Raw genomic sequence first — 19,977 nt, forward strand, 5'->3', positions numbered from 1 at the left:
TTGAAGAAACAATGCCTTTTTTATAACGAGTTGAGTGTGATCTAAGGAATAGCAGTCCTGGTTTTGCACTGTTTCTGCGTGAGGCTGCGAGCAATGATAGGGGCGAAACAGGACAGCATCAACAGTCGACCGGCGCGAGCTTGGGCCGCGTTGCGTGAATCACTCGCTGGCGTCTTCTGCGACGTTGTCCGTTTTGGTGGACGAGCGACTGCCGAGGTAGGCCCCGAGTACGGCTCCTCCGGCCATGCCGAGCGGTCCGAAGAGCGAGCCGAGTAGAAAGCCGAGGCTGAACCCAATAAGGATCGCGGGGCGATAGCCCTCGCTGCGGGCGGTCCAGCAGCCCATTGCGAGGCTCGCTATCGCGTACGCGGTATTGATGCCCGCGTACATCAAAGCGTAATCGCCGGTCCAGGGAATCATGGTAGCCCACAATAGCACGCTCGCCACGATGGCGACACCACGCAGCACCAGTGGCAAGCGGGAGCCGGCAATCACTCCCCCGCAAAACAGGGCCAGCCCGCTAGCCATGGCCAGCAGCATCGAAAGCGGATCGGCAGGCGAGCCGAGCAGCGATCCAACGACCGCGACCAACAGCCACAACCGCATCGGCATCATCGCTTTTGTGCTCACAGCGCGCGAGTCCAACTGTTCGTCGCGCGGCGAGGCGTAAGGGTTGGTCGATGGCTGGTTCATGGGAGCAGGGCGGCCGCTAATGCTTCCCGCGTGCATTTCGCAAAACTGTAGAGGGCTTCTAGTTCCACCTTATAGCCCGACGATAGCAGTTGCGAGCAACCAGGGCCAATATAGTCGTCCAAATCGCCAAGGCACTTCGTGACCAGTGGCAGGGCGGCGATTTCGTTGTCGACGAGAGGGATACTTAAGCGGTCCTGAATTTCCACACCACATTTCTGTAGTAGGCATTCGGAGAGTCCGACGTACTCCATCGGCAGCGATTCGCGGAGCCAGGCAAAGGTTAACAAGTCGGCCGGGTCGGCATCGCCGAGAAACAGCAGGCGACGCGTGCCAACTTGCGAACAGAGCCAGTCGATATCATCGTCGGCTGGTAACCCTCCACGCATGATTGCGCCGAACGGTTGCTTGCCCTCCAAGTCATGCATCAGATTCTGTAAGAAGGTAGTCTTCGTGCAATAGACGACGAACTGTGCATCGGGCCTCGGCGGAACTACGGAGTAGGGATAGCCACTCGGATACGGGAAGAAGTCACCGTTGCCGTGTTCGTGGGTGGTGAACCATGCTCGGATTTCGTCTTTCATGAATTACAGCCTAGCGAATTGCCATTTATTCGCCAAGTAAATACATCGTGGAGAAAGACGAGGACGAATCTGCTACGATTCTTGGGGAGAGGGGCATTGAGTAGTACTGCTATCGTACGAGTACGCACTCAGGAGACTTGCTGGTTTATGTGGCAGCTTCAGTGAATGGTGGGGAGAGAGGTGAAGGGGCTGATGCCGGAACAGATCTGCATTATCGATGGTGCTATTGAGAGTCCCGTATGCGACGCACTGTTCGAAGAAGAGGAGGATTCACGTCTCGCTGCCGAGCGACAGGACGCCCTGCTAGTGCTGGCAATCACGAAGAAGTCTTTGGGGGTAGTAGCTGCTGCCAATAAAACGGCGCTATTCATGGTGCTGTTTGTGCTGGTGCTTTGCATGCCGATGTGGCTGGAGATCGCCGTGTTTATCGCTGACGCACCCGATAAATTGGCAGCCGTTCCAGCTGTTTTTGTAGGGGTGGTGTTCCTCGCGTGTTTCGGGCTGGTGGGAGGAGTGATCTACGGAGTGCCAGAGAAGTGGAGGCAAGCCAAACGCATGCCAAAGGTCGCCATGTGCACGGCGAAGCATGTGATCCTTGTCGAAGGAAATGAACAGCACTGCCTGTTGCTCGAAGAATGCCGGTATGCGATTACTCTCGGGTGGAGCTCTCGCTTTTCTCTGCTCTGCAGTGAGCTCTACGGGGTCGAATTTAAGTCGGATGACAAGACGATATGGTTGCCATTATCTAGGCCGCACCGTCATCGCGTCGAGCAAGTGCTTCAGGCGTTGCCGATTAGGTCGGCTACCCGTTTGTTGAGAATGCGATCTCTCGTGTCGCTTGTCATTGCACTGCTGCTTCCACCAGCAGTACTGGTGCTTGCTGTGTTGATACCACTCTTGGGACCTCCCCACTGGCACCCAGGATTCTGGCCAGCATTGTCGCTCATTGATAGTACGCTGGTGCTGCTAATGTCGGTGGTCACGCGGGAGACTTCGCTGAAGTCCGGCATGTCGAGAAGCAAGACTATCGCTAATTACATGAAGTTCTTTGCCGCGACGGCCGCCTTCTGCTCTATCCAGGGATCGCTTACCCTTACGGGAGCGGTGATTGGAGTGGTTGTGAATGCAGCGATCGGGTTTGCCATCGCACTGGCGACAACCATCCAGCGCGGGAAGAGAGTGTGATGGTGTAGCATGCGAGGGCAGGATTGTGAGCAATCGCACACGCTGATGAGCAACAGCTCCACCCTCACTCGCCATAGAAAAAACCCGCGAGGCGAAACATTTCATCCTCACTCAAGGTGCAGCTTGCTGCGAAGCCAGGGGTCGACACGTGCAGGCTTCCCCCGTTCTTGGTGTTCGCCCAGGTAGCCGTCGGCGAGGGGGGAGGGAGGGGATCGCTTGCAGCGTCTCGAAGTTCAAGGACGAGGTGCCAGGGATTGTCTCGCAAGTCGGTCCCGATCCAGTTGGCGCGTCGTTGGGCAAACTCCTCTGCGGACGCGTAACTTCGATAGAACTCAAGTAGCACCATGCTTGGACCATCGGTCGAAGTCCTCAGTTTGTCGACAAGCCCGCGGGCGACGAGCTCTGACTCAAGCGGGGAAACCGATCGAGGAGCTGGTGGAGCACTACAACCGATCGCCTGGCAGAGCAGGGCGGCACCGCAGGCAATGAAGAACCAAGTACGGAAGCCCATTTGCAAACCTGCTATCACAAACCTACGGCGAACAAGTGACCCAAGGGGATTCTCGTCCCCCAAAAGGTTGGACGCTCGTAACGCGAGGAAAGTTCCGCAAATAAACGGAGGGCGCATTCGTAGGGCAAATAAGCGACCGAGCAATCAGCACCCAACCGGCGCGAGCTACTTGGTGGTTTCGTCCACTGGCTCGGGGTAGGTGGCTAGCTGCGTTTCGGCGGGGTTGATGATGGTCGGCGACTCCGGCTGGTAGTTGCGGAGCAAGGTTTGCTTGCCCATCGCGAACTCGCTGGCCGAGATGGTACCACGGTCGCGGAGTTTGCGGAGTGCGATGATCTCGTCGGCCATGGTTGGCTGAGGTTTGGTGCCGCCGCCGACGCTGAAAGCCAAGCAACCTGGCAGGGTTACGAGTCCAACAAGCAAAACCGCTGCTAGCTTAGTACGCATGGTCTGTTGATTCCTTCGCGCAGGGGGCACCATTACCGCTGTTAGTTATTGTCGGTAACAGAATCAACGAGCGTGAGTCAATGTCGGCAGGTAACCGCATTGCTGGCATCGTGCAGCTGAGAGTGCTACAGTGGGGGGCGAAACGCAAAACTGGCTAGTGGGGTAGAATAGCGATGATCCGATGGTTGTGTGGTGTCTGTGCGGTGGTCGGCTTCCTGATGATCGTCGTCGGCGTGCTAGCTTACTTCGACTTGCGCAAGCTGGCTACGATGCCTGAACCAACGCTCGATTTGCAGGCGATGCCGAGCCTGCGGCTAGTGGCCGGGGACTTGCTCAGCGCTCTGGCCAGCAATGCCGTGGCCGATCCAGCGGAGTTAGTCCAAGCCATCGTGCGGCGGTGCCAGGTGCTGGTGCTGGCCGGATTCCCTCTCGTCGGGCTCGGCGGCTACTACTTCATTCGCGACCCGAAAGGCAAGTCGAAGGCTAGCGAGTAGCGCCCGAACGCCGAGCCGCTACGCCGCCTCGGCGTTGCGCGAGTTACCGAGATGTTCGATCAGGTAGTCGGCCGCGCGTTCCGAGGCGCCGCCGTGGGCGACATGGCTCGCCAGCTCGCGCATGCGAGCGACCAGCGACTCGCGCTCTGCATCGTTGGTCAACCATTCCACCACGTGTCGCGCCAAGTCGTCGGTGCGATCTTCGCAGCTCAAGTACTCGGGCATCAGCACGTGGGCGTCCTCGGGGCTCGCGGCATCGTACACCGCGGGTTGGTCGGGGAACAAATCGGTTGCGGTAAGCAAGTTGACCAGCGTGATGTAGCGAACCTTGCGGAAGTAGCGTTGCAACGCGTACGCAAATCGCGAGATGCGATAGGTGATGACCGTCGGCTTCGCGTGGTAAAGCAGTTCGAGCGATACCGACCCGCTCACGGCCATCGTGCAGGTGGCGGCTTCGATCAACTCCGGCGTGCGGCCCACGTGCACGTCGACCGGCAGCCCGCTTTCGGCCACCAGTTGGCGAGCGAACTCGGCTTGCGATTCTTTAAACGAGGCAATCGCAAACCGCACGTTTGGCACCTGCTCGCGAATCTTCGCCGCGGCGATCAGTTGATCGCGAAGGTTGCCTTTGACTTCTTGCGTCCGCGAGCCAGGAAGTATCGTCACCAGCGGCGAGTCGGTCGCTTGCATGCTGGCGATAAACGTTTGATCGAGCTCACGGGCGCGGAGTTCATCGAAGTAGGGATGCCCCACGTAGGTCGCGTTCACGCCGCGCTCGCGGAGCCAGTCTTCTTCGAAGGGTAGCTTGCACAGCGCGTGGTCGACTGTCGCCCGCATTTTCTTCACCCGCCATCCAGCCCAGGCCCACAGTTGAGGAGTGCCATAGTAGAAGACGGGGATACCTTGCTCGTGCGCTTTGCGAGCGACGTGCCAGTTGAAGCCTGGGTAGTCGATCAGCACGACCGCGTCGGGGCGCTGCTCGGCGAAGTACTCCTCGGCCTGGCGCAGGTAGCCAAAGAACTTAGGTAGGTGCAGCAACGCGCGGCCGAACCACATGATCGCTAGTTGGGTGAGATCCTGATGCAACTCGCAACCAGCCGCTGCCATGCGAGGTCCGCCGAAGCCAACGCACTCGACCTCGCCGTGTCGCGCTTGCAGCGCGCGAATGAGGTTGGCGCCGTGAAGGTCGCCGCTCGGTTCGCCAACGGAGAAGAAGATACGCATGGGATTTCACAACAGATAATGAGGAAAGACTGCGGAGTTGCTGCCGGGGAGTATTCCAGAAATCGGCCCGCTAGCAAATGGCAATTGCCGCTGCGCAACGGGAGTTGGGCTGGCGAACTGCGCAGTCGGTCGCAGGCTCTATTTTCGCAGCGCCTTGTGCAATAGGCTCGACTCGCCGGTGCGGGGTTCGGCAATGCGGAAAGTCTGCACCAAGGCTGCTAGCAACATGACCAAGCCGAGCAGAAAGATCGGTTGGTATCCCCACTCGCGGGCGATCCACCCGACCAGCGGGGCGCCGATCACGACGGGAATCGCCACGCACAATCCAAGTGTGCTGATGTACTTGGGGTGGTCGTCGCGAGGGGCGATTTCGAGAGCGTAGTTAATCATCAGCCGCAGCGTGACCGGGGTAAATCCGACCGCAGTGAACATCAGCCAGGCGTACTGCAGTCGCACCTCGCTCGGCAGATAGAGTCCCACCAGACCGAGCGCGGGGGCCACTGCCAGTCCAAGCGTGGTGAGATGCAGCGCGGCCCGATTGCCAAACCGATCGGCCAGCGGACCGACGATTAAACTCAACAGCGCGGTCCCTGCGTTCTGCAGGCAGACCCAAGAGGTCATACGTTTCAGGTCAAACGTCGGACGGTCGTCGATCACCGCGACGTAATGCGGGAACAGCATGAACATGAAACTCATCAGCACCGTGAGCAACGCCAGCGACCGCGCGTTCGGATCGCGGGCGACCACACGCCAGGCGTCGCGAAAGTAATGCAGCACCGGCGAACGGTCTTGCTGAAAGTCGTCGGGCTCTTCGCGGAGCAACATGGTCACTAACCCGGTGCCAAAGAACGCGACGGCCGCGCAGCCAAACAGCCAAGCGAATCCGGTATCGGGTTCTTCCAACCAGATCGGCATCCAGTTCCAGGCACCGAGGATCGCCAGCGGTGCGCCGATCGCGACGCTGGCGGTAAACAACCGCCCGCGACGATTCACGCGAATCAGTTTGCCTTGGATCGCGTGCGCGGTCAGTTGATTCATGCCGGTGAGCATGAAGAAGATGCCATACAGAATGAGAAACACCACCGGCATCCACCAGCGCGGGTCGCCATGCGTGTCGCGCCAAGTGCCTTGCCAGCAAATCCAGGCGAGCAGCCCGAACGGGATGCTCATCGCCAGCCCGCACAAACTGAGCCACCATTTCTTCTGGCGGGCGATTTTAAGTTGTCGCGAGAACAGCACCGGCGGCACGCTCAGCCCAATGCGGCTCAGTACCATCAACACTCCGCGAAGCACCGGACCTCCCCCGATAAAGTCCATGAACACCGGCATCACGATGCTCTCGGTCTTAAAGATCCATCCCACCCGCAGAAAGACCTGATGCATCGTGAGCAACGCAAAGTTCACCGCTTCGTCTCGCTTCTCGCGCGGATCTGCCGATAGCGGCGAATCGTAGGGAGTCACGTCGTCCACCGGCAGTTCGTCGGAGTAACGATTGTCGGTGTCGGTCGACATGTTCCTGTGGGGGGCGGGGGAAGGGGGGCGTGGGGATACTCAGCGCGGACTACTCGTGCGAAGCAGCCGAGCGACTCCCGTCGGCGCAACGCGGAGCAGCCTTGCGTGGGCGAGCTTATTAGTCGACCTGCTTGGCGAGCAGCATCGACAGGTAGCTGCGTGGTTCGACATCCTGCAGCTGGAGTTCGCTGGCCAGCGTTTGAACCACTTGTCGCGCGTCGGATACCTGAGTCTCGTCGGCGACGATCTCCACCTCGGCGTAGTTGCCGACATTGGTCACTTCGTCCACGGCGACTTCGATGTCGAAGCCTTCGCGGGCGAGGGCGAACCGCCGCCGGCGTTTACTCACCGTGGCCACTTCACGGAAGCCGAGAATCTCCAGCAGCGGAGGCCACGACTCGGCTTGGGCCAAAGGAATCTCAATCTCAGGGCGGGTTTTCACCTGCGTGTCGAGCTTGGGACCTTTGTACGTGACCACCGTGTTTTCGTTCGTGCGACGGATTCGCAAGGCTTCGTCGGTTGTCCGAAAGTCACGCGACGGGTGATTGTAGTAGGTATCGCGCTGTTCGACCGGCGAAAGTTCCTGCCCCCCGAGTTGCACTACCCGCTCGACCACGGCCACGGGATCGGCGATGGCGAACTTCTGTTCGATCTCAAGTTGCATGGCGGTGCTTGGCTAGCAGGAGGTCGGGGGAGGGGGCTCGCGTGAGTGCTTGTTACTTCAGCAGCGTCGGCTCGGTGATTTCGGTGCCAGCGGCCACCTTCTTGGCCACGTCGTCGGCGTCGACCGCCCAGGTGGGATCGATTTCGACGGCCACGCCATCGGCGACTTTCGCGCCGGCTGCTTCCAGCCATTCCTTGTGCTGGTTCACCATGAACTGCTGGACGTACTCGGGAGTGTCCTTCGCTGCGCCTGGAGCGTTTTTGAGCGGGGCGAAGCATTCCTCTTCGGTGTACTCCACGACGATCGGCTTGGCGGCCTGCGGCAACAGGTCGAAGATAAACCGCTCGAACTTCAGTGCGTTCGGCTCGCTCGGATCCACCTGGTTCCCTTCGGCATTGAGGTGCGGCACTTTCTTGTGGGCGATGTGGAACGGCAGCGCGTCCTTGAAGCTCAGCATGCGTTCGAGGAACGCGACGCCGAACACATGAATAGCGATGCTGCCGGCCCAGAAGCGTAGCGAGCCATCGTCGTTCTTTTGCTCCGCTACATCCAAAGGGAAGTCGCTGTATTCAATCACGTGCAACCGATCGCCGAGCATGACGAAGTTGCCCAACTTTTCTTCCGGCGTTTGCTTGGCCACGGCAATCGAGGTCAGTTCGCTCTCGGCCAACAGGTGGTAGCCGATGAGCTCAGGATCGCACATCGGCACAATGGGATTGTCGACCTGGAAGTAGAATAGGTGCTCGACACCACGCTCGCGCATGTGGGCGATCGCACCGCTTCGTTCGAGGGCGGCGACGCAGCCGCCATGACCATCGGGGCTCTTGAACAGCTCGCCCGGTTCGGAGAGCAGAAGCTTGCCGGTTTTGTCGTCGACCGCCGGCATCGTGCCTTGGCAGAACACAAACACCTCGTCGGCTGGCATGCCAAAGTTGTCGTTCGCTTTCAGGAACTCAATGGTCTCTTCGTGCGTGACCGGGCTGGTCATCAGATAGAATGGCACGCTCTTGCCATACTTCTGGGCGAGCCCCAACGCCTTCTTCAGATGAATCTCGAACAGCGTCGCGTCCGACACCGGGCCAATCTTGTACATTCCCTTGGGGTGCTCGAATCCGAGTCGGCTTCCCTGACCACCCGCGACGAGCAGGATGCCCATTTTGCCAGCGGCCAGTGCCTCGGCACCTTTCACGCGGGCTTCGTCGGGCGAGAGTCCCAGCTTCGAGGTTCCCTCTCCACGGCGATCGGCCAAACGCATGGCCGGAGGCTCTGTCGCGCGGCGCGCTTCTTCGGCAAAGTCGGGCTGGTCAACCTCGCCTTTGAATAGCGAAGCGATCAGTTCCAGATCGAGCGATTCGACTTCGGCGGCGAGCTTCGCCTGGGCGTCCGCATCAAGCGAATCCCAGAAAGCGAGTACGTGTTGTTGTTGATATGGTTCGAGTCGTGCGAGTAGCGATTCGGGGGCCATGATGGTGTATTGCGTTAAAGTAAAACTTGTGGTGAGCCTGATCGTGCTGCGAGGCATTATCGCACGCCCCCCCGCAATGTGACTAGTGCGGGCCAATTCGGCATGCGGTGTGTGGTTTTCGAGTGCCGAATGGAAGAAAGCCGACTCGTAGGTGGCGAATGGACTTGCCGTGTTGAATTGGACGGCGATGAGCTAGAATTGGGAACGAACCACTCGAATACCTATCGCTTCGCACCGAACCACACGAATCGCTCCCGCTATGCTCAACGAACCACCTCCCTCGCCGGCTGATTTGCATTTTCGGATTGCGGGTATCCCGGTACGCATCCATCCCTTTTTCTGGCTCGTCGGTTTGTTCTTGGGATTGGGAGGGAATAACCGCGATCCTCTCTTCGCGGTGTCGTGGATTGTTGTGTTGTTTGTCTCGATTCTCATTCACGAATTGGGGCATGCATTCATGCAGCGACGGTTCGGAGGTTGGCCACGCATCGTACTGCATGGTTTCGGCGGCTTAGCCATCTGTGGCGATTGCGATCGCTCGCCGAGGAGTCAGATTCTGATTTCATTCGCAGGACCTGTCGCAGGATTTCTGTTTGCCGCGGTTGTGATTGGTTTCGTTCTGCTGATGAGTCCCGCGGTTGCGTTTGTACCATTATGGCAAGCGACTCCCGCAGGGTTTGGAGAGACGATGTATCCGTCGTGGCTCGTCGTTGGATATTTTTGGTTTCGGCCTTTCGGTTCCTCTGGCGTGATGGTCGCGGTGTTCCAATTGCTACAGATCAACATCGTGTGGGGACTCGTGAATTTGTTGCCGATTTATCCGCTCGATGGTGGGCAAATCGCTCGCGAAGTACTCACGCTAGGACGGAACACTCAATACGGCTTGGAGCTGTCGATGAAGATCTCGATCGGCGCTGCCATTGCCATGGCCGTCGTAGGCCTCGCGTTCTTCCATAGCTTCTTTATTGCGGTGATGTTCGGTTTCTTGGCCTATAACAACTTTCAACTTTGGCAAGCCTACACTGGGCGTGGGAATGGAATGGGATGGTAGTAGACTGCCAGGCACCAGTTGCACGCGTCATCCTGTTAGGGGCCAGCAACCTGCGGTTGATATCGGCCACGTTGATTGCTACCACGCGTATGGCTTTCTCAGGACCTGTCGAAATCTTTATGGCGAACGGCTTTGGACGTTCGTACGGCGTTCGTAGTTCGATACCTTTTCGTTCGTTACCCGGTATCGATGAGTGCGGTTTGTGGGAAGCCGTGCAACGCGACAATAGCTTGCCCACTTTCGCATTGATCACCGATGTCGGCAACGACTTGGTGTATGGTCGTAAGCCCGATCGCGTTATCGAATGGGTAACGAACTGCGTTGCGCGATTACAGGCGATGGATGCGCGAATGGTAACTACCGAGCTTCCAAACGCATCAATTGAGTCGTTAGGAGTCGTTCGCTACAAATTTTTTCGAAGAATTTTTTCCCGCAATGCAACGTCACTTTGGCCAAGATGCGCGTCTATGCCAAAGAGACGAACGAGCGGTTACGACAACTTGCCGAGCCATGCGATTGCCAAGTGTTAACCACGCAAGATCATTGGTATGGCATCGATCCCATTCACTATCGACGACGTTACTATCGTCTTTGGTGTCGACAAATCGTCAACGCTTTGCTTGATTGTGAGCTGGAAGAAAAGAAGCTTGTTTTTCCGTGGAAAACGCGCGCACAATTCGAACGTGCAACACCTGCGAAGTGGTGGTTCTTAGGTCGCGAGCGGACGACAACGCAACCGGCCATCACACTTGGCGATGGATCGCAGGTGTATCTCTATTGATTGCTTCGTGCTCTCTCTGAAGACAACCAACTCGTCTTTGCACGCATCGATAACGTTGCTTCCTAGCGATGGATAAGGTTATTGATTGGACCTGTTATGCGTTGCGATTGAGTGTCGAAACGATACAAAAAATGGCTAGGACATGTTGCACAAAAACAAAGATTCCGTACAACTACCCCGTATAGGAAGAGATGGTTGCATTGCAAGGACCGCTGTTGTGATCTCCAAAGTCACTTCGCTTGATCAAAGCAACGTTACCATCGGTCGTCGCGGAAGGACGACCATCGAGTTCGAGGGTGCAGCTGTGTGCGGTTGATCGATGCGGTTTGCGAACCGCAATCAACAAGCCGCCGCGGATTGCATCACATCCCATGAATGGAGGATTTACCGTGGCCAAGAAGAAGAAGGTGGTCAAAAAGAAGACCGCCAAGAAGGCGACCAAGAAAAAGGCCGCCAAGAAGAAGGTAGCCAAGAAAAAGGTTGCTAAGAAGAAGGTAGCCAAGAAAAAGGCCACCAAGAAGAAGGCAGCCAAAAAGAAGAAGGCCGCTAAGAAAAAGGTCGCCAAGAAGAAGGTCGCCAAGAAAAAGGTCGCCAAGAAGAAGGCAACCAAGAAAAAGGCCACCAAGAAGAAGGCCGCCAAAAAGAAGGGTACCAAGAAAAAGGCCACTAAGAAGAAGGCCTAAGTAGTAAATGTGGCTGAGCGACGAGCCCTTGCTTGTCGCCCACATTGAAGTAGTAACGAGAAAGAGCCGACAGCCTGTGCTGAATCGCACAGGCTTCTCGGCTCTCTTTTTTTGCGCACTGCTGAAGACGATTTACGCACACTACTCGCTTCAAGCTCCCGGGGAGCACACCGCCACCAGTTCGAGCAGCGGTGTGCTTTGGGGCTTAAGCGGTTCTACAGTACCGGCAATGCACCGCCGGCTGGTTGCGTGGCCCGCTCGCGAACCAGGTTGTGTACCAATTGCGTGGCGATTGTCTGGAAGTAGCGACTCGTTTCTTCGTCGCTCAGGTTGGCCGATGTCTGGCCAGCGTCGCCGCGCTCGCGGATGGCGATGTTAATCGGTACTTCGCCTAGGAAGGGTACGCGAAGTTCGATCGCTTTCTCCCGAGCCCCGCCTGAACCAAAGATGTCGTAACGCTTGCCGTTATCGGGGCAAAGGAAGAAGCTCATGTTCTCGACGATGCCGAGCAGCGGAATGTTGACCTTGTGGAACATCGATACCGCCTTCACCGCATCGAGCAATGCGACGTCCTGCGGGGTGCAGACCACGACCGCACCGCTGATTGGCAACGACTGCGACAGAGTGATGGCCACGTCGCCGGTGCCTGGCGGCATGTCGATAATCAAGTAATCGAGGTCTTGCCAGTTGGTGTCGCCGAGCATTTGCTTGATGGCTCGGTCGAGCATCGGCCCGCGCCAGATGGCCGCTTCGCTCTCTTCGACAATGAAGCCCATGCTCATGAGCTTCAGCCCATCCTTCTCGACCGGCTGAATACGGTTGTCGGCGATCGCTGGCTTTTGCTTGATACCGACCATATGCGGAATGCTTGGCCCGTACACGTCGGCATCCAGCAGGCCAACTTTCGCTCCGCTCGCCTTTAGGGCGTACGACAGCGAGGCGGCCACGGTGCTCTTACCGACACCACCTTTACCGGACCCCACGGCCACCACGCTCTTCACCGGCAACCCGAGTTGCCCAATTCGCTCTGCAGGACGGGTATGCTCGACGATGGTCACCTCGATCGACTTCGCCTCCGGCAGACGCTGGCGAAGGTGCTCGCTGCAGTCGGCCCGCACCGCTTGATGGATGGGCCCCGCCCAGCTGGTGAGTGCCAGTTCGACCTGTACCGCACCGTCGTCGACGGCAACGTTGGACACCTGCTCCATTTTCACGACGCTCCGCCCCGATTCGGGGTCGTTGAAGTCGCTCAGGGCTTGCTGGACTTGTTCGACAGTGACGGCCGCGTCCGCCATAGGTGTAGCTCCAATGTGTTCGAGGGAGGGCAATATGCCCTGCTGGGGGGCGTGTGTGGGGATCGAGCAGGCGTTCGGCCCGTTTTGGTGGGGCGAAACGTCGTATTCGGGGGGAAGGGGGTGAGTCGGGGGCCGTGTTTCGAGCCCAAGCTCGTTAGGGCCCCTCGGCACTCTATTCCCTCAACCCTAGGCGTCCGGGCTCGGCTTGCCAAGCGGGGCCCCAGCATCGTAGGGGTAAATCGCCGAGTCGATCGGTGGTGGAGCACCGCCAGGTCGCCTGCCAATGCTCAAGAAGTTCCCCAAGACGGGCTAAATCCACAGGATTGGCCGCGACGAGCCGGGCGCCGGCTTCCTGCAACAATTGAGTAGCCGCCCGGCGGTCTTGCTCCGCGGTGAAGTCGCCCCGCGCCAGCACGGCCAGCACGGTTCGCTCGCGATCATCTGAAATCCAGCTGGCCAGCGTCGCCAAATCGTTGCGGCCCGCCTCGAGGACGAATAGCGACCGCATGGCAGATCCCCCGAAAGGTACCTCGCGTAGTGCTGGATAGCCGACCAGCGGCACGTGCAGGCCGATAGAGTTCCGCCATTGCACCACTTTTTGACGCACTAAGGCGAGCCACACCGCGTCGTGCAGCACCGTTCGAACCGCCGGCCCGGCCGATTCATGGCGCGAAGGCCAGGGGAAGGCCAAGGTGGGACGAGTTGGAACGGTGCGTGTCGGCATGATTGGGAGCTGTGGACTTATTCGGGGTCGAGCGGAAGGAACTCGATGTCGTCGTCGGCTGTGGAGGGTGGTTCGACCACAGGCTTCTCTTTCGGTGGTTTCTCTTCCGTCGGTTTGGTGGCCGGCTTCGTAGAGGTCGGTTCCACCAGCCCCATTTGTTCCAGCTTGCGGTAGAGTCGCGGTCTCGACACGCCGAGCAGCCGAGCGGCCTCGGCTTTGTTGCCGCCAGCCAACTCCAACGCCCGGGTGACTAAGGCGGCTTCGACGCGACTTAGGTAGTCGTCCAAGTCGATCGGTTGAGGGCGGTCGCTAGCCAGCGATTCGTAGTCGGCTGCGTGATGCAGCACCTTCGGCAGGTGTCGCGCGGTGATGGTGCCTTCGCGTGCCCGCCCGGCCGCGGCGGTGAGCAACTCGCTTAGCTCGGTTTGCTCCCCCGGCCAGGAGTAAATCATCAGTAGGTCCAAGGCATCTTCGGTGAGCGTCGGCGCGGGATCGCGCGAGCCTTGCACCAGATCTTCCAAGTACCAGCGAGCCAGCTCTGGTAAGTCTTCGGGACGGGCTGCGAGCGGGGGGACTTCGATCACCAGCGTGGTAAGCACCGCCTGCAGTTCGTCGGACAAGGCTGGGCGGGGAGTTTCGAGTTCCATGTTGTTGTCGACCGCTACGAGCTGTGTGGCCAACACTTGGCCTTGCCATTCGGTGCGGGCCATGGCGGTGAGTAGCTCGAACTGCTGCTCGGCGGTGAGCGACTCGACCGACTCAATCAACAGCGTGGCTTGCGTTTCGCTGGTGAGCATCTGCTGCAGCAGTCGGCCGAGCTGACTAGGGAGCGCGGTAGTGGTGTCGAGCTCGAGCAGGCCCTGTTCGCCGGAGCTGTAGCGTCGATAGTGAATCGACTGGGCGATTTGCTGCAAGCCGCGGGAATCGTGTCCCGTGATCAGGGTGTTGGCCCCGCTGGCGGCCGCTGCGGCCACCTGAGCCCGCACGCGCTCCATCGCCGGGCTGACTCCCACGAGTGCATCGCACGCCCCTGGTGCAAACCGGGCAGCTTGCTGCTGCCGGAACTGAGTTAAGGCGTCGCTGGGCGAGGGCTGAGTCACGCGGATCGTGGGTAAGTGGAGGGGAAGGGGGTCGGAATCACCATTATAGCCACCTCCGACAAGCTGCACCGATTGCGCTGGTGAGCGATGGGATTTTCGCGGTCTATCAATGCGAAACCGCGACGCGGGTCGTATGACCTGCGCCGCGGTTTTCACGGTCCCTCATTCGTTTCCTCTGTTGACCTTGGCTCCGTGTCAGTCCCCCCGAATAGACACATTGCCGTGGTTTGTCCGAAGACTCACCGATCAAAAGACGTCGAGAATGAAGTGGTGTCCGGAGTGGTACTTGCGTGGCGACGGATAGTAGTTGTGCCAACGCTTGTTGTAGACCGGGATTCGCATTTCAGGCGGATAGCGGTAGTACAGGCTATCGGCACTGCGGTAGTACTCACTGCCCCAGTAGTTCTGAGGGTAGTACACGTACGGGTAGTGATAGAACCGGTTCCAGTCTTGGGTCGTGTAAGTATGGCCCCAAGCCCGGCCATAGGCCTGCTGAGCTTCGGCCGTTTCGGCCGACAGACCGGCAAGCAGCATCACCCCGGTAAAGGCGATGGCAGCAAGGCAACGGTGCATGGAATTCTCCCCTCGTGTTCGATGGCTGTGCGGGTAATTGATCCGAGTGCTGCGTGCGGAACACGAACAGGCAGTTCCCGGTGCCTATACCATCGGCAACCGGTAAGACCGGAATTGAGAGAATTTCCGGCACGATCCGCAGAGATTACCAACCAGAGCCATCAACGCTTGGTTCAACCAGGGACAAAGTCCCCCAAACGCAGGCCGAGTTTGCCGGCGTTTGGGGGCGATTCCATGCGTTTCGTCAGGCCAAATAGCTGGTTAGTTGGTTCCACCATTCACCTTGTCGAGCAGCGATTGGGCTTCTGCGGCGGCGTCGGTTTCGGGATAGTCGTCGACGATATCTTCCAGAGATTCGATTGCTCTCTTGACCGCCAGCGGCGCGCCGGTCGAGCCTTGGCGGATAGCCGCGGCCAGTTTCTTGGCCGCCCGGTTCTGCTCTTTTACCTCATCCAACTGGCTCAGCTTCTTGTACTCTTCATCCACAGCCGAGTGCATTGGGTAGCCGTTGTACTTGTCGCGGAAGAGGTCCAAGGCCTGATAGGCACTCCAACTTTCGCCCGCTTTCATCAACTTGCCGATTTCGGCGAGTTCGCTATCCATCGATTGCTTAACGATGATGTAGAGCTTCTTTGCGGCAGCCTTCGATTCGCCGTCGCCGTCGCGACCTTCCCGCATCACCTCGCGGGACGACTGGGCGTAGTTGCCGATTTCGATATTCCGCCAGGCTCGGCGAAGCGATTCGGGAACCTCGGAAGGATCGACTTTCCAATTGCCACCTTCCGCAGCGGCCTTGGCGGCTAGCGACATTTCGTCGACCGAGGCCTGTTTCCACTCGCCTGTGGATAGGCTCACACCGGTTTGAAAGATATTGTTCAAGCTAATCTCGCTGGCAATCGTTTTCTTCTCGAACGATCGATCGGTGTCGACGATGGTGGGCCAGTCGATTTTATTTTGCTTGAGGTAGCTGCTAACCTCGGCTGCGGAGTTACCAGAGTTCACCGCGATGAACACGACCGGTAATTCCTCCGCTGCTTCGCTGATTTCAAGAAGTCTTGGCCACTTGCCTCGACAGCTAGGGCATTGCTCTTCGAAGAAATACAGAATGATTCCCTTGCCCTTCAGATCTTCTCGCGACAGCGGTGCGCTGTTCAACCATTGGTCAGGCGACGAGGGTAGCTCGGTGAACTCGCCATCGGTGCGGTACCAGGTGGGGCCCTCTTTGGCCGGCTCTTCGGAAGGAGAGTCCTCGGCGTTTACTGGGAGAGTCAATGCCATCGAGAGTAGCGCGAACGAGGCGATGGTCTTGCCGAACGAAGAGCGTGACATGATTGTGTCCCAAGCTAAAAAAGGAATCGTAGAACGCCGGAACGGTCGATTCTAACCGAGTGATGTTCACCGGCCAACTAGTGATTGGGGTGATTCAACGAATAATCAGACGTTGATAAACCTGATAGAAAGGTTCGCTTTCTGGCAGAATTCAGAGAGTCTTAGGGATAATGCTAGGATCTTCCCGCACGCGCTAGTGGAACTGCAACACGGAACGTGTGGAATAGCACTGTTCGCAGTAGAACACATAGATCATGCCCACATCGAGCAGCATGAATGGTCCCCCGATCGAGTCGAGTTGACCGTAGAACACCATCTCGCGGCTGCAACAAGTGGGGACCTCGGGCTGCTGAATCCAATCGGGCGTGCCGCCAAGTTGGCAGTTGGTGTTCTGCGAGGCGTCAACGCCGGCATCTGCCAGGATGGAGTCTTCCAGGTCGGGCCTCAAGCGGACTCTTGGCAATGGTTCGGTTACAGAATCATCAGAGGCCTGCGTAGGATCCCAGGCGTCAAGCATTGCTTGCTTGGCTTGCGGATCAAGCGTGAACTCGACCTCGGCAGGAGCGTGTAGGGTGGTCTCTTCACCAGTAAACGGATTGATACCTTTGCGAACTTTACCCGGAATGATCTGCAATCGTCCCAATCCCGGTAGTAAGAAACCTTCGGCTGCTCCTTCGCGGGCCGCAGCCGCCAGGGCATTGAGTACCTTCTCGACGCTCGCGGTATCTATTCCAGTGCGACTAGCCAGTTGGTCGGTAAGCTCTTTCGGCGACATCGTGCTCAGTTTCCAAAGCCAGGAGTAGGATTTAGCTGTTCCAACAGGTCGCTGGCTTGCTCGGCTGCTTCGGTGTTAGGGTAGTTCTCGACCAGACGTTCCAGCATGGCGGTGGCTCGTTTCACTGCGGCTGGCGTATTCGGGGCACCCACTCGGAACGCGGCTGCGAGTTTCTTGGCGGCTTCCTCCTGCTGCTTAACCGTTTCGGAGTCTTTGAGTTCCGCTAGCTTGTCGGTAAGTTCCGCGTCGATGTCGAAGCCTTCGTAGGTCTCAACCAGGGAGTGGATGGATTTGTAGGCTTGCCAATCGTTTCCCTCCTTCAAAAGCTCACGCACCGCAAGTTGCTCGTTGTCGAGTTCCGTGGCCACCGCGTCGCGTAATAGCTGAGCCGTGGCTTTCACCTGCTCGTTGCCCCGGCGTTCGGCCCGCACGATTAGCGGCAGCGCGGCCGAGAAGTTGCCCAGCTCGACGAATCCCCACGCGGGGCGGAGTTCCGCTGGTACCGATTCGGGCTTCACCCGCCAGTGAGCTTCTTTGCCGGCCGCGGTTATGGCTTGCGACAACCGGCTGCTGCTGCGTTGTTGCCATTTGCCATCGGGCGTGCGGATGTAGAGCGCGGCGATGTTTTTCAACGAGATCGGGTTGGCCAGCATTTGTCGTTCGAGCGAACGATCGGTGTCGACAATGATTGGCCAGGTGATATTGTGCTGCTGTACGTACTGGGCGACCTCGGCCGGCGTATTGCCGGAGTTTACGCCGATCACCACGACGGGTTCGGTCATGTGTTCGCGGGCGGTGGCAAGATGATCGGGCCACTTACCGGCGCACTTCGGGCAGTCCTCCTCAAAGAAGTAGAGCACGACCCCTTTGTCTTTCAGGCGGTCGAGCGACAGCGGTGGAAAGTTAAGCCACTGGTCGGACGACATGGGGAGCTGAATCTCACTTGGCTTGTCGGCCTGGGGCTCCTCTTGGGCCATTGCGGACATCGACAGCATGGCGAGCGAGAGCAAGACGGTCAGACAGCGTGCGCAGCGGTAAGCAATCATCGGCCTGTGTTCCTTGAGATTAGGATGGCGAAGCACAGCGCGTGCCCCCTCGAGGTATTCATCCTAATCGCTCGACGCCGAGGATGCGACCTGAGTAAAACTGCGAATTGATGGCAGGCTTTCTGCGCAGAAAACGGCTTAAACGCCTAGACCTCAGGCACCAGCGAATCGCAATCGCTTGAAGCCATGCGGGCGATGATCTGAGCCAGGGACTCGGTGATGGCTTCGAAGTAGCGTTGCCCTTTTTCTGCCGTGGCCCGGGAGGGATCGCCGCTGCCGGTGTCGGGATGGCACTTCGACCAAGGCCTGGGCGACCAGGCCCCGAGTTGCTTGAGATCGTCGAGTGGCGTCGCGACACGAGTGCCAGGGCCCGCCTGATCGAACTCCACCAACTCGGGATGCAGGTGCAGCATCAAGCTGGTTTCCATCTCGTCGGCGTGATCGCCAGGCAGTTCGAAGAGTTGCTGATGGGTGTCGGTCGCCAGATCAAAAAAATTGGCCAGCACCACTAACAGCGGGAACTTGGCCTCGAGATCGCGAATCGTCGGTTTGAAGTGATTGCCACCATGGCCGTTGACGATGAGCAGTCGGTCGATGCCTTGCGTGACCAGCGAGTGGGCGACATCGCCAAGAATTGCCAGCGAGGTTGCGGTGGTGATGCTGATCGTGGCTACCTGGTCGAGTTGCTGTCCGTCGTTGCCGAACGGAATCACCGGCAGCACAATGGCCGGCGTGCCAAGCTCGGCAGCCCGCCGCGCGGCTTCGCCCGCAATGGCCTGGGCTTCGTACACATCGGTGCCATAAGGCATGTGGTAGTTGTGAGCCTCGGTGGCTCCCCAGGGGAGTACCGCCACGCGAGGCGGCTCGGCTTGCAATCGGCGGAGATTAGTTTCGGCAAGCAGGTAAGGACGCAAAGGCATGAGACTAGTCGCTAGGAGTGCTTCGAACGTGAGAACCGTTCGCCCAGCTTACTCTGGCGACTTGCCATCGAGCAACTCGTCTTCCCATTCGTCCATCAGCGGCCAGTCGAGGGCACATGTGCCGAAGTCGGCCATGTGCAGGTAGGTTTCCAGGCGATCGATGGTTCGCTGGATCATCGCGTTGTCTTTGCGGAACGCGGGGCCATGGCTCGGCAATAGCCACTCGACATCGCTCTTCTGAATGCGCTGGAGCGACGCAATCTGAGCCGGGATGCTGCTGCCATGATGGGCGTCGATAGCTCCCACCGAACCATCGCGAAAGATGTTGTCGCCGGAGAGCAACAGGTTGCCCATGCGGAACGACAACTGCCCGTCGGTATGGCCCGGGGTGTGCCAGACTTCGAGGGCTTGGTCGCCAATGGTCAGGGTATCGCCTTCATCAATGCGATGATCGATAGTTACCTTCGGCATTTCGAGGTCGATGCCTTGGGCTTCGATCGAGGCGAACGTCCATAGTCGGTCTCCCGACTCCAGATGCGTTGCCGCCAGATCATGGCAATACGTGGGGGCTTTCAGGATGCGTTTGGCCTTGGCCAACCCCTGAATGTGATCCACATCGGCATGCGAGGCAATCAGCCCCATGCATTTGCTGAAGGGAAAATCGAGCTGGCGAATCAGCTCAATCACTTCGTCGACCGCGTCTTCGTACCCAATGTCCAGCAACGCCCAGTTGTTTTGATCGTCGAATACCAGGTACACGCTGCATGTAATGCGTCGGCGTGCTTGATGGTTCAACTCGATCACATGCGGAAATAAGGGGGTTCGCTGAAGCATAAGTCCTTTAGGGCGGTGGAGGCCGGTGGGGCTAAGTCGATTGAGGGTGGTCCGGGCTTAGATGATAGAGCGACCACCCCGATTGGGCAA

At 58.5% G+C, this 19,977-nt stretch carries 21 protein-coding genes; 5 read left to right on the plus strand and 16 right to left on the minus strand.

All coding sequences use genetic code 11. The features are described from left to right. Positions 1-159: 159 nt before the first annotated feature. Both Pan181_RS04200 and Pan181_RS04205 read right to left on the minus strand, forming a co-directional pair. Positions 160-693 (minus strand): hypothetical protein, encoded by a 534-nt coding sequence (locus Pan181_RS04200; RefSeq protein ID WP_145245631.1) that lies wholly within the window; start codon positions 691-693, stop codon positions 160-162. Continuing rightward, entirely contained in the window at positions 690-1,274 is a 585-nt protein-coding gene (locus Pan181_RS04205; RefSeq protein WP_145245632.1) for a hypothetical protein, read from the minus strand. The genes Pan181_RS04200 and Pan181_RS04205 overlap by 4 nt, the downstream gene beginning before the upstream one ends. Before the next feature lie 192 nt (positions 1,275-1,466). Here Pan181_RS04205 and Pan181_RS04210 point away from each other — a divergent pair, with 192 nt between their 5' ends. Further along, positions 1,467-2,459 carry a hypothetical protein gene (locus tag Pan181_RS04210; RefSeq protein ID WP_145245633.1) on the plus strand — a complete coding sequence of 331 codons (993 nt, stop codon included), beginning with the start codon at positions 1,467-1,469 and terminating at the stop codon, positions 2,457-2,459. A 676-nt stretch (positions 2,460-3,135) separates the two neighbouring features. Here Pan181_RS04210 and Pan181_RS04215 read toward each other — a convergent pair. After that, entirely contained in the window at positions 3,136-3,417 is a 282-nt protein-coding gene (locus Pan181_RS04215) for an SHOCT domain-containing protein (RefSeq protein ID WP_145245634.1), read from the minus strand. A 173-nt stretch (positions 3,418-3,590) separates the two neighbouring features. Here Pan181_RS04215 and Pan181_RS04220 point away from each other — a divergent pair, with 173 nt between their 5' ends. Then, positions 3,591-3,911, plus strand: a complete 321-nt coding sequence (locus tag Pan181_RS04220; RefSeq protein WP_145245635.1) for a hypothetical protein — start codon at positions 3,591-3,593, stop codon at positions 3,909-3,911. A gap of 18 nt (positions 3,912-3,929) precedes the next feature. Here the strand turns inward: Pan181_RS04220 and lpxB are convergent, their stop codons facing one another. The 4 genes from lpxB to Pan181_RS04240 all read right to left on the minus strand — a co-directional run bounded on the left by lpxB (position 3,930) and on the right by Pan181_RS04240 (position 8,776). Further along, the gene (lpxB, locus tag Pan181_RS04225) at positions 3,930-5,135 is read right to left on the minus strand and encodes a lipid-A-disaccharide synthase (protein WP_145245636.1); all 1,206 of its coding nucleotides are present in this window, start codon (positions 5,133-5,135) and stop codon (positions 3,930-3,932) included. A 138-nt stretch (positions 5,136-5,273) separates the two neighbouring features. Beyond that, complete coding sequence (locus Pan181_RS04230) at positions 5,274-6,647, minus strand: MFS transporter (protein WP_145245637.1); 1,374 nt, start codon at positions 6,645-6,647, stop codon at positions 5,274-5,276. 118 nt (positions 6,648-6,765) lie between these two features. After that, complete coding sequence (gene cyaB, locus Pan181_RS04235; protein ID WP_145245638.1) at positions 6,766-7,311, minus strand: class IV adenylate cyclase; 546 nt, start codon at positions 7,309-7,311, stop codon at positions 6,766-6,768. Positions 7,312-7,363: 52 nt separating this feature from the next. Then, positions 7,364-8,776, minus strand: coding sequence for a UTP--glucose-1-phosphate uridylyltransferase (locus Pan181_RS04240; RefSeq protein WP_145245639.1), 1,413 nt, complete (start codon positions 8,774-8,776; stop codon positions 7,364-7,366). A 259-nt stretch (positions 8,777-9,035) separates the two neighbouring features. Here Pan181_RS04240 and Pan181_RS04245 point away from each other — a divergent pair, with 259 nt between their 5' ends. The 3 genes from Pan181_RS04245 to Pan181_RS04255 all read left to right on the plus strand — a co-directional run bounded on the left by Pan181_RS04245 (position 9,036) and on the right by Pan181_RS04255 (position 11,291). Continuing rightward, on the plus strand, positions 9,036-9,827 hold the full coding sequence (locus Pan181_RS04245; protein ID WP_145245640.1) for a site-2 protease family protein: 792 nt from the start codon (positions 9,036-9,038) through the stop codon (positions 9,825-9,827). Positions 9,828-10,275: 448 nt separating this feature from the next. Continuing rightward, positions 10,276-10,608, plus strand: coding sequence for a hypothetical protein (locus tag Pan181_RS04250; RefSeq protein WP_145245641.1), 333 nt, complete (start codon positions 10,276-10,278; stop codon positions 10,606-10,608). Positions 10,609-10,997: 389 nt separating this feature from the next. Continuing rightward, positions 10,998-11,291: a hypothetical protein gene (locus Pan181_RS04255; protein WP_197529319.1), complete on the plus strand. Its 294-nt coding sequence runs from the start codon at positions 10,998-11,000 to the stop codon at positions 11,289-11,291. Positions 11,292-11,506: 215 nt separating this feature from the next. Here the strand turns inward: Pan181_RS04255 and Pan181_RS04260 are convergent, their stop codons facing one another. The 9 genes from Pan181_RS04260 to Pan181_RS04300 all read right to left on the minus strand — a co-directional run bounded on the left by Pan181_RS04260 (position 11,507) and on the right by Pan181_RS04300 (position 19,887). Continuing rightward, complete coding sequence (locus tag Pan181_RS04260; protein ID WP_145245643.1) at positions 11,507-12,586, minus strand: Mrp/NBP35 family ATP-binding protein; 1,080 nt, start codon at positions 12,584-12,586, stop codon at positions 11,507-11,509. Positions 12,587-12,758: 172 nt separating this feature from the next. After that, positions 12,759-13,310 carry a hypothetical protein gene (locus Pan181_RS04265; RefSeq protein WP_145245644.1) on the minus strand — a complete coding sequence of 184 codons (552 nt, stop codon included), beginning with the start codon at positions 13,308-13,310 and terminating at the stop codon, positions 12,759-12,761. 17 nt (positions 13,311-13,327) lie between these two features. After that, on the minus strand, positions 13,328-14,410 hold the full coding sequence (locus Pan181_RS04270) for a helix-turn-helix domain-containing protein (protein ID WP_145245645.1): 1,083 nt from the start codon (positions 14,408-14,410) through the stop codon (positions 13,328-13,330). Between the two features lie 246 nt (positions 14,411-14,656). Beyond that, positions 14,657-14,944 (minus strand): calmodulin-binding protein, encoded by a 288-nt coding sequence (locus Pan181_RS04275; protein ID WP_231943841.1) that lies wholly within the window; start codon positions 14,942-14,944, stop codon positions 14,657-14,659. Positions 14,945-15,244: 300 nt separating this feature from the next. Next, positions 15,245-16,312: a redoxin family protein gene (locus tag Pan181_RS04280; RefSeq protein ID WP_145245647.1), complete on the minus strand. Its 1,068-nt coding sequence runs from the start codon at positions 16,310-16,312 to the stop codon at positions 15,245-15,247. A 193-nt stretch (positions 16,313-16,505) separates the two neighbouring features. After that, the gene (locus Pan181_RS04285) at positions 16,506-17,087 is read right to left on the minus strand and encodes an HU family DNA-binding protein (protein WP_145245648.1); all 582 of its coding nucleotides are present in this window, start codon (positions 17,085-17,087) and stop codon (positions 16,506-16,508) included. A 5-nt stretch (positions 17,088-17,092) separates the two neighbouring features. Continuing rightward, positions 17,093-18,133 carry a TlpA disulfide reductase family protein gene (locus Pan181_RS04290; RefSeq protein WP_145245649.1) on the minus strand — a complete coding sequence of 347 codons (1,041 nt, stop codon included), beginning with the start codon at positions 18,131-18,133 and terminating at the stop codon, positions 17,093-17,095. A 146-nt stretch (positions 18,134-18,279) separates the two neighbouring features. Further along, the gene (locus tag Pan181_RS04295) at positions 18,280-19,053 is read right to left on the minus strand and encodes a creatininase family protein (protein ID WP_145245650.1); all 774 of its coding nucleotides are present in this window, start codon (positions 19,051-19,053) and stop codon (positions 18,280-18,282) included. A 48-nt stretch (positions 19,054-19,101) separates the two neighbouring features. Beyond that, entirely contained in the window at positions 19,102-19,887 is a 786-nt protein-coding gene (locus Pan181_RS04300) for an MBL fold metallo-hydrolase (protein WP_145245651.1), read from the minus strand. Positions 19,888-19,977: the final 90 nt, after the last annotated feature.

The organism is Aeoliella mucimassa (genome assembly GCF_007748035.1).
In the GTDB taxonomy this organism is placed as follows: Bacteria; Planctomycetota; Planctomycetia; order Pirellulales; family Lacipirellulaceae; genus Aeoliella; species Aeoliella mucimassa.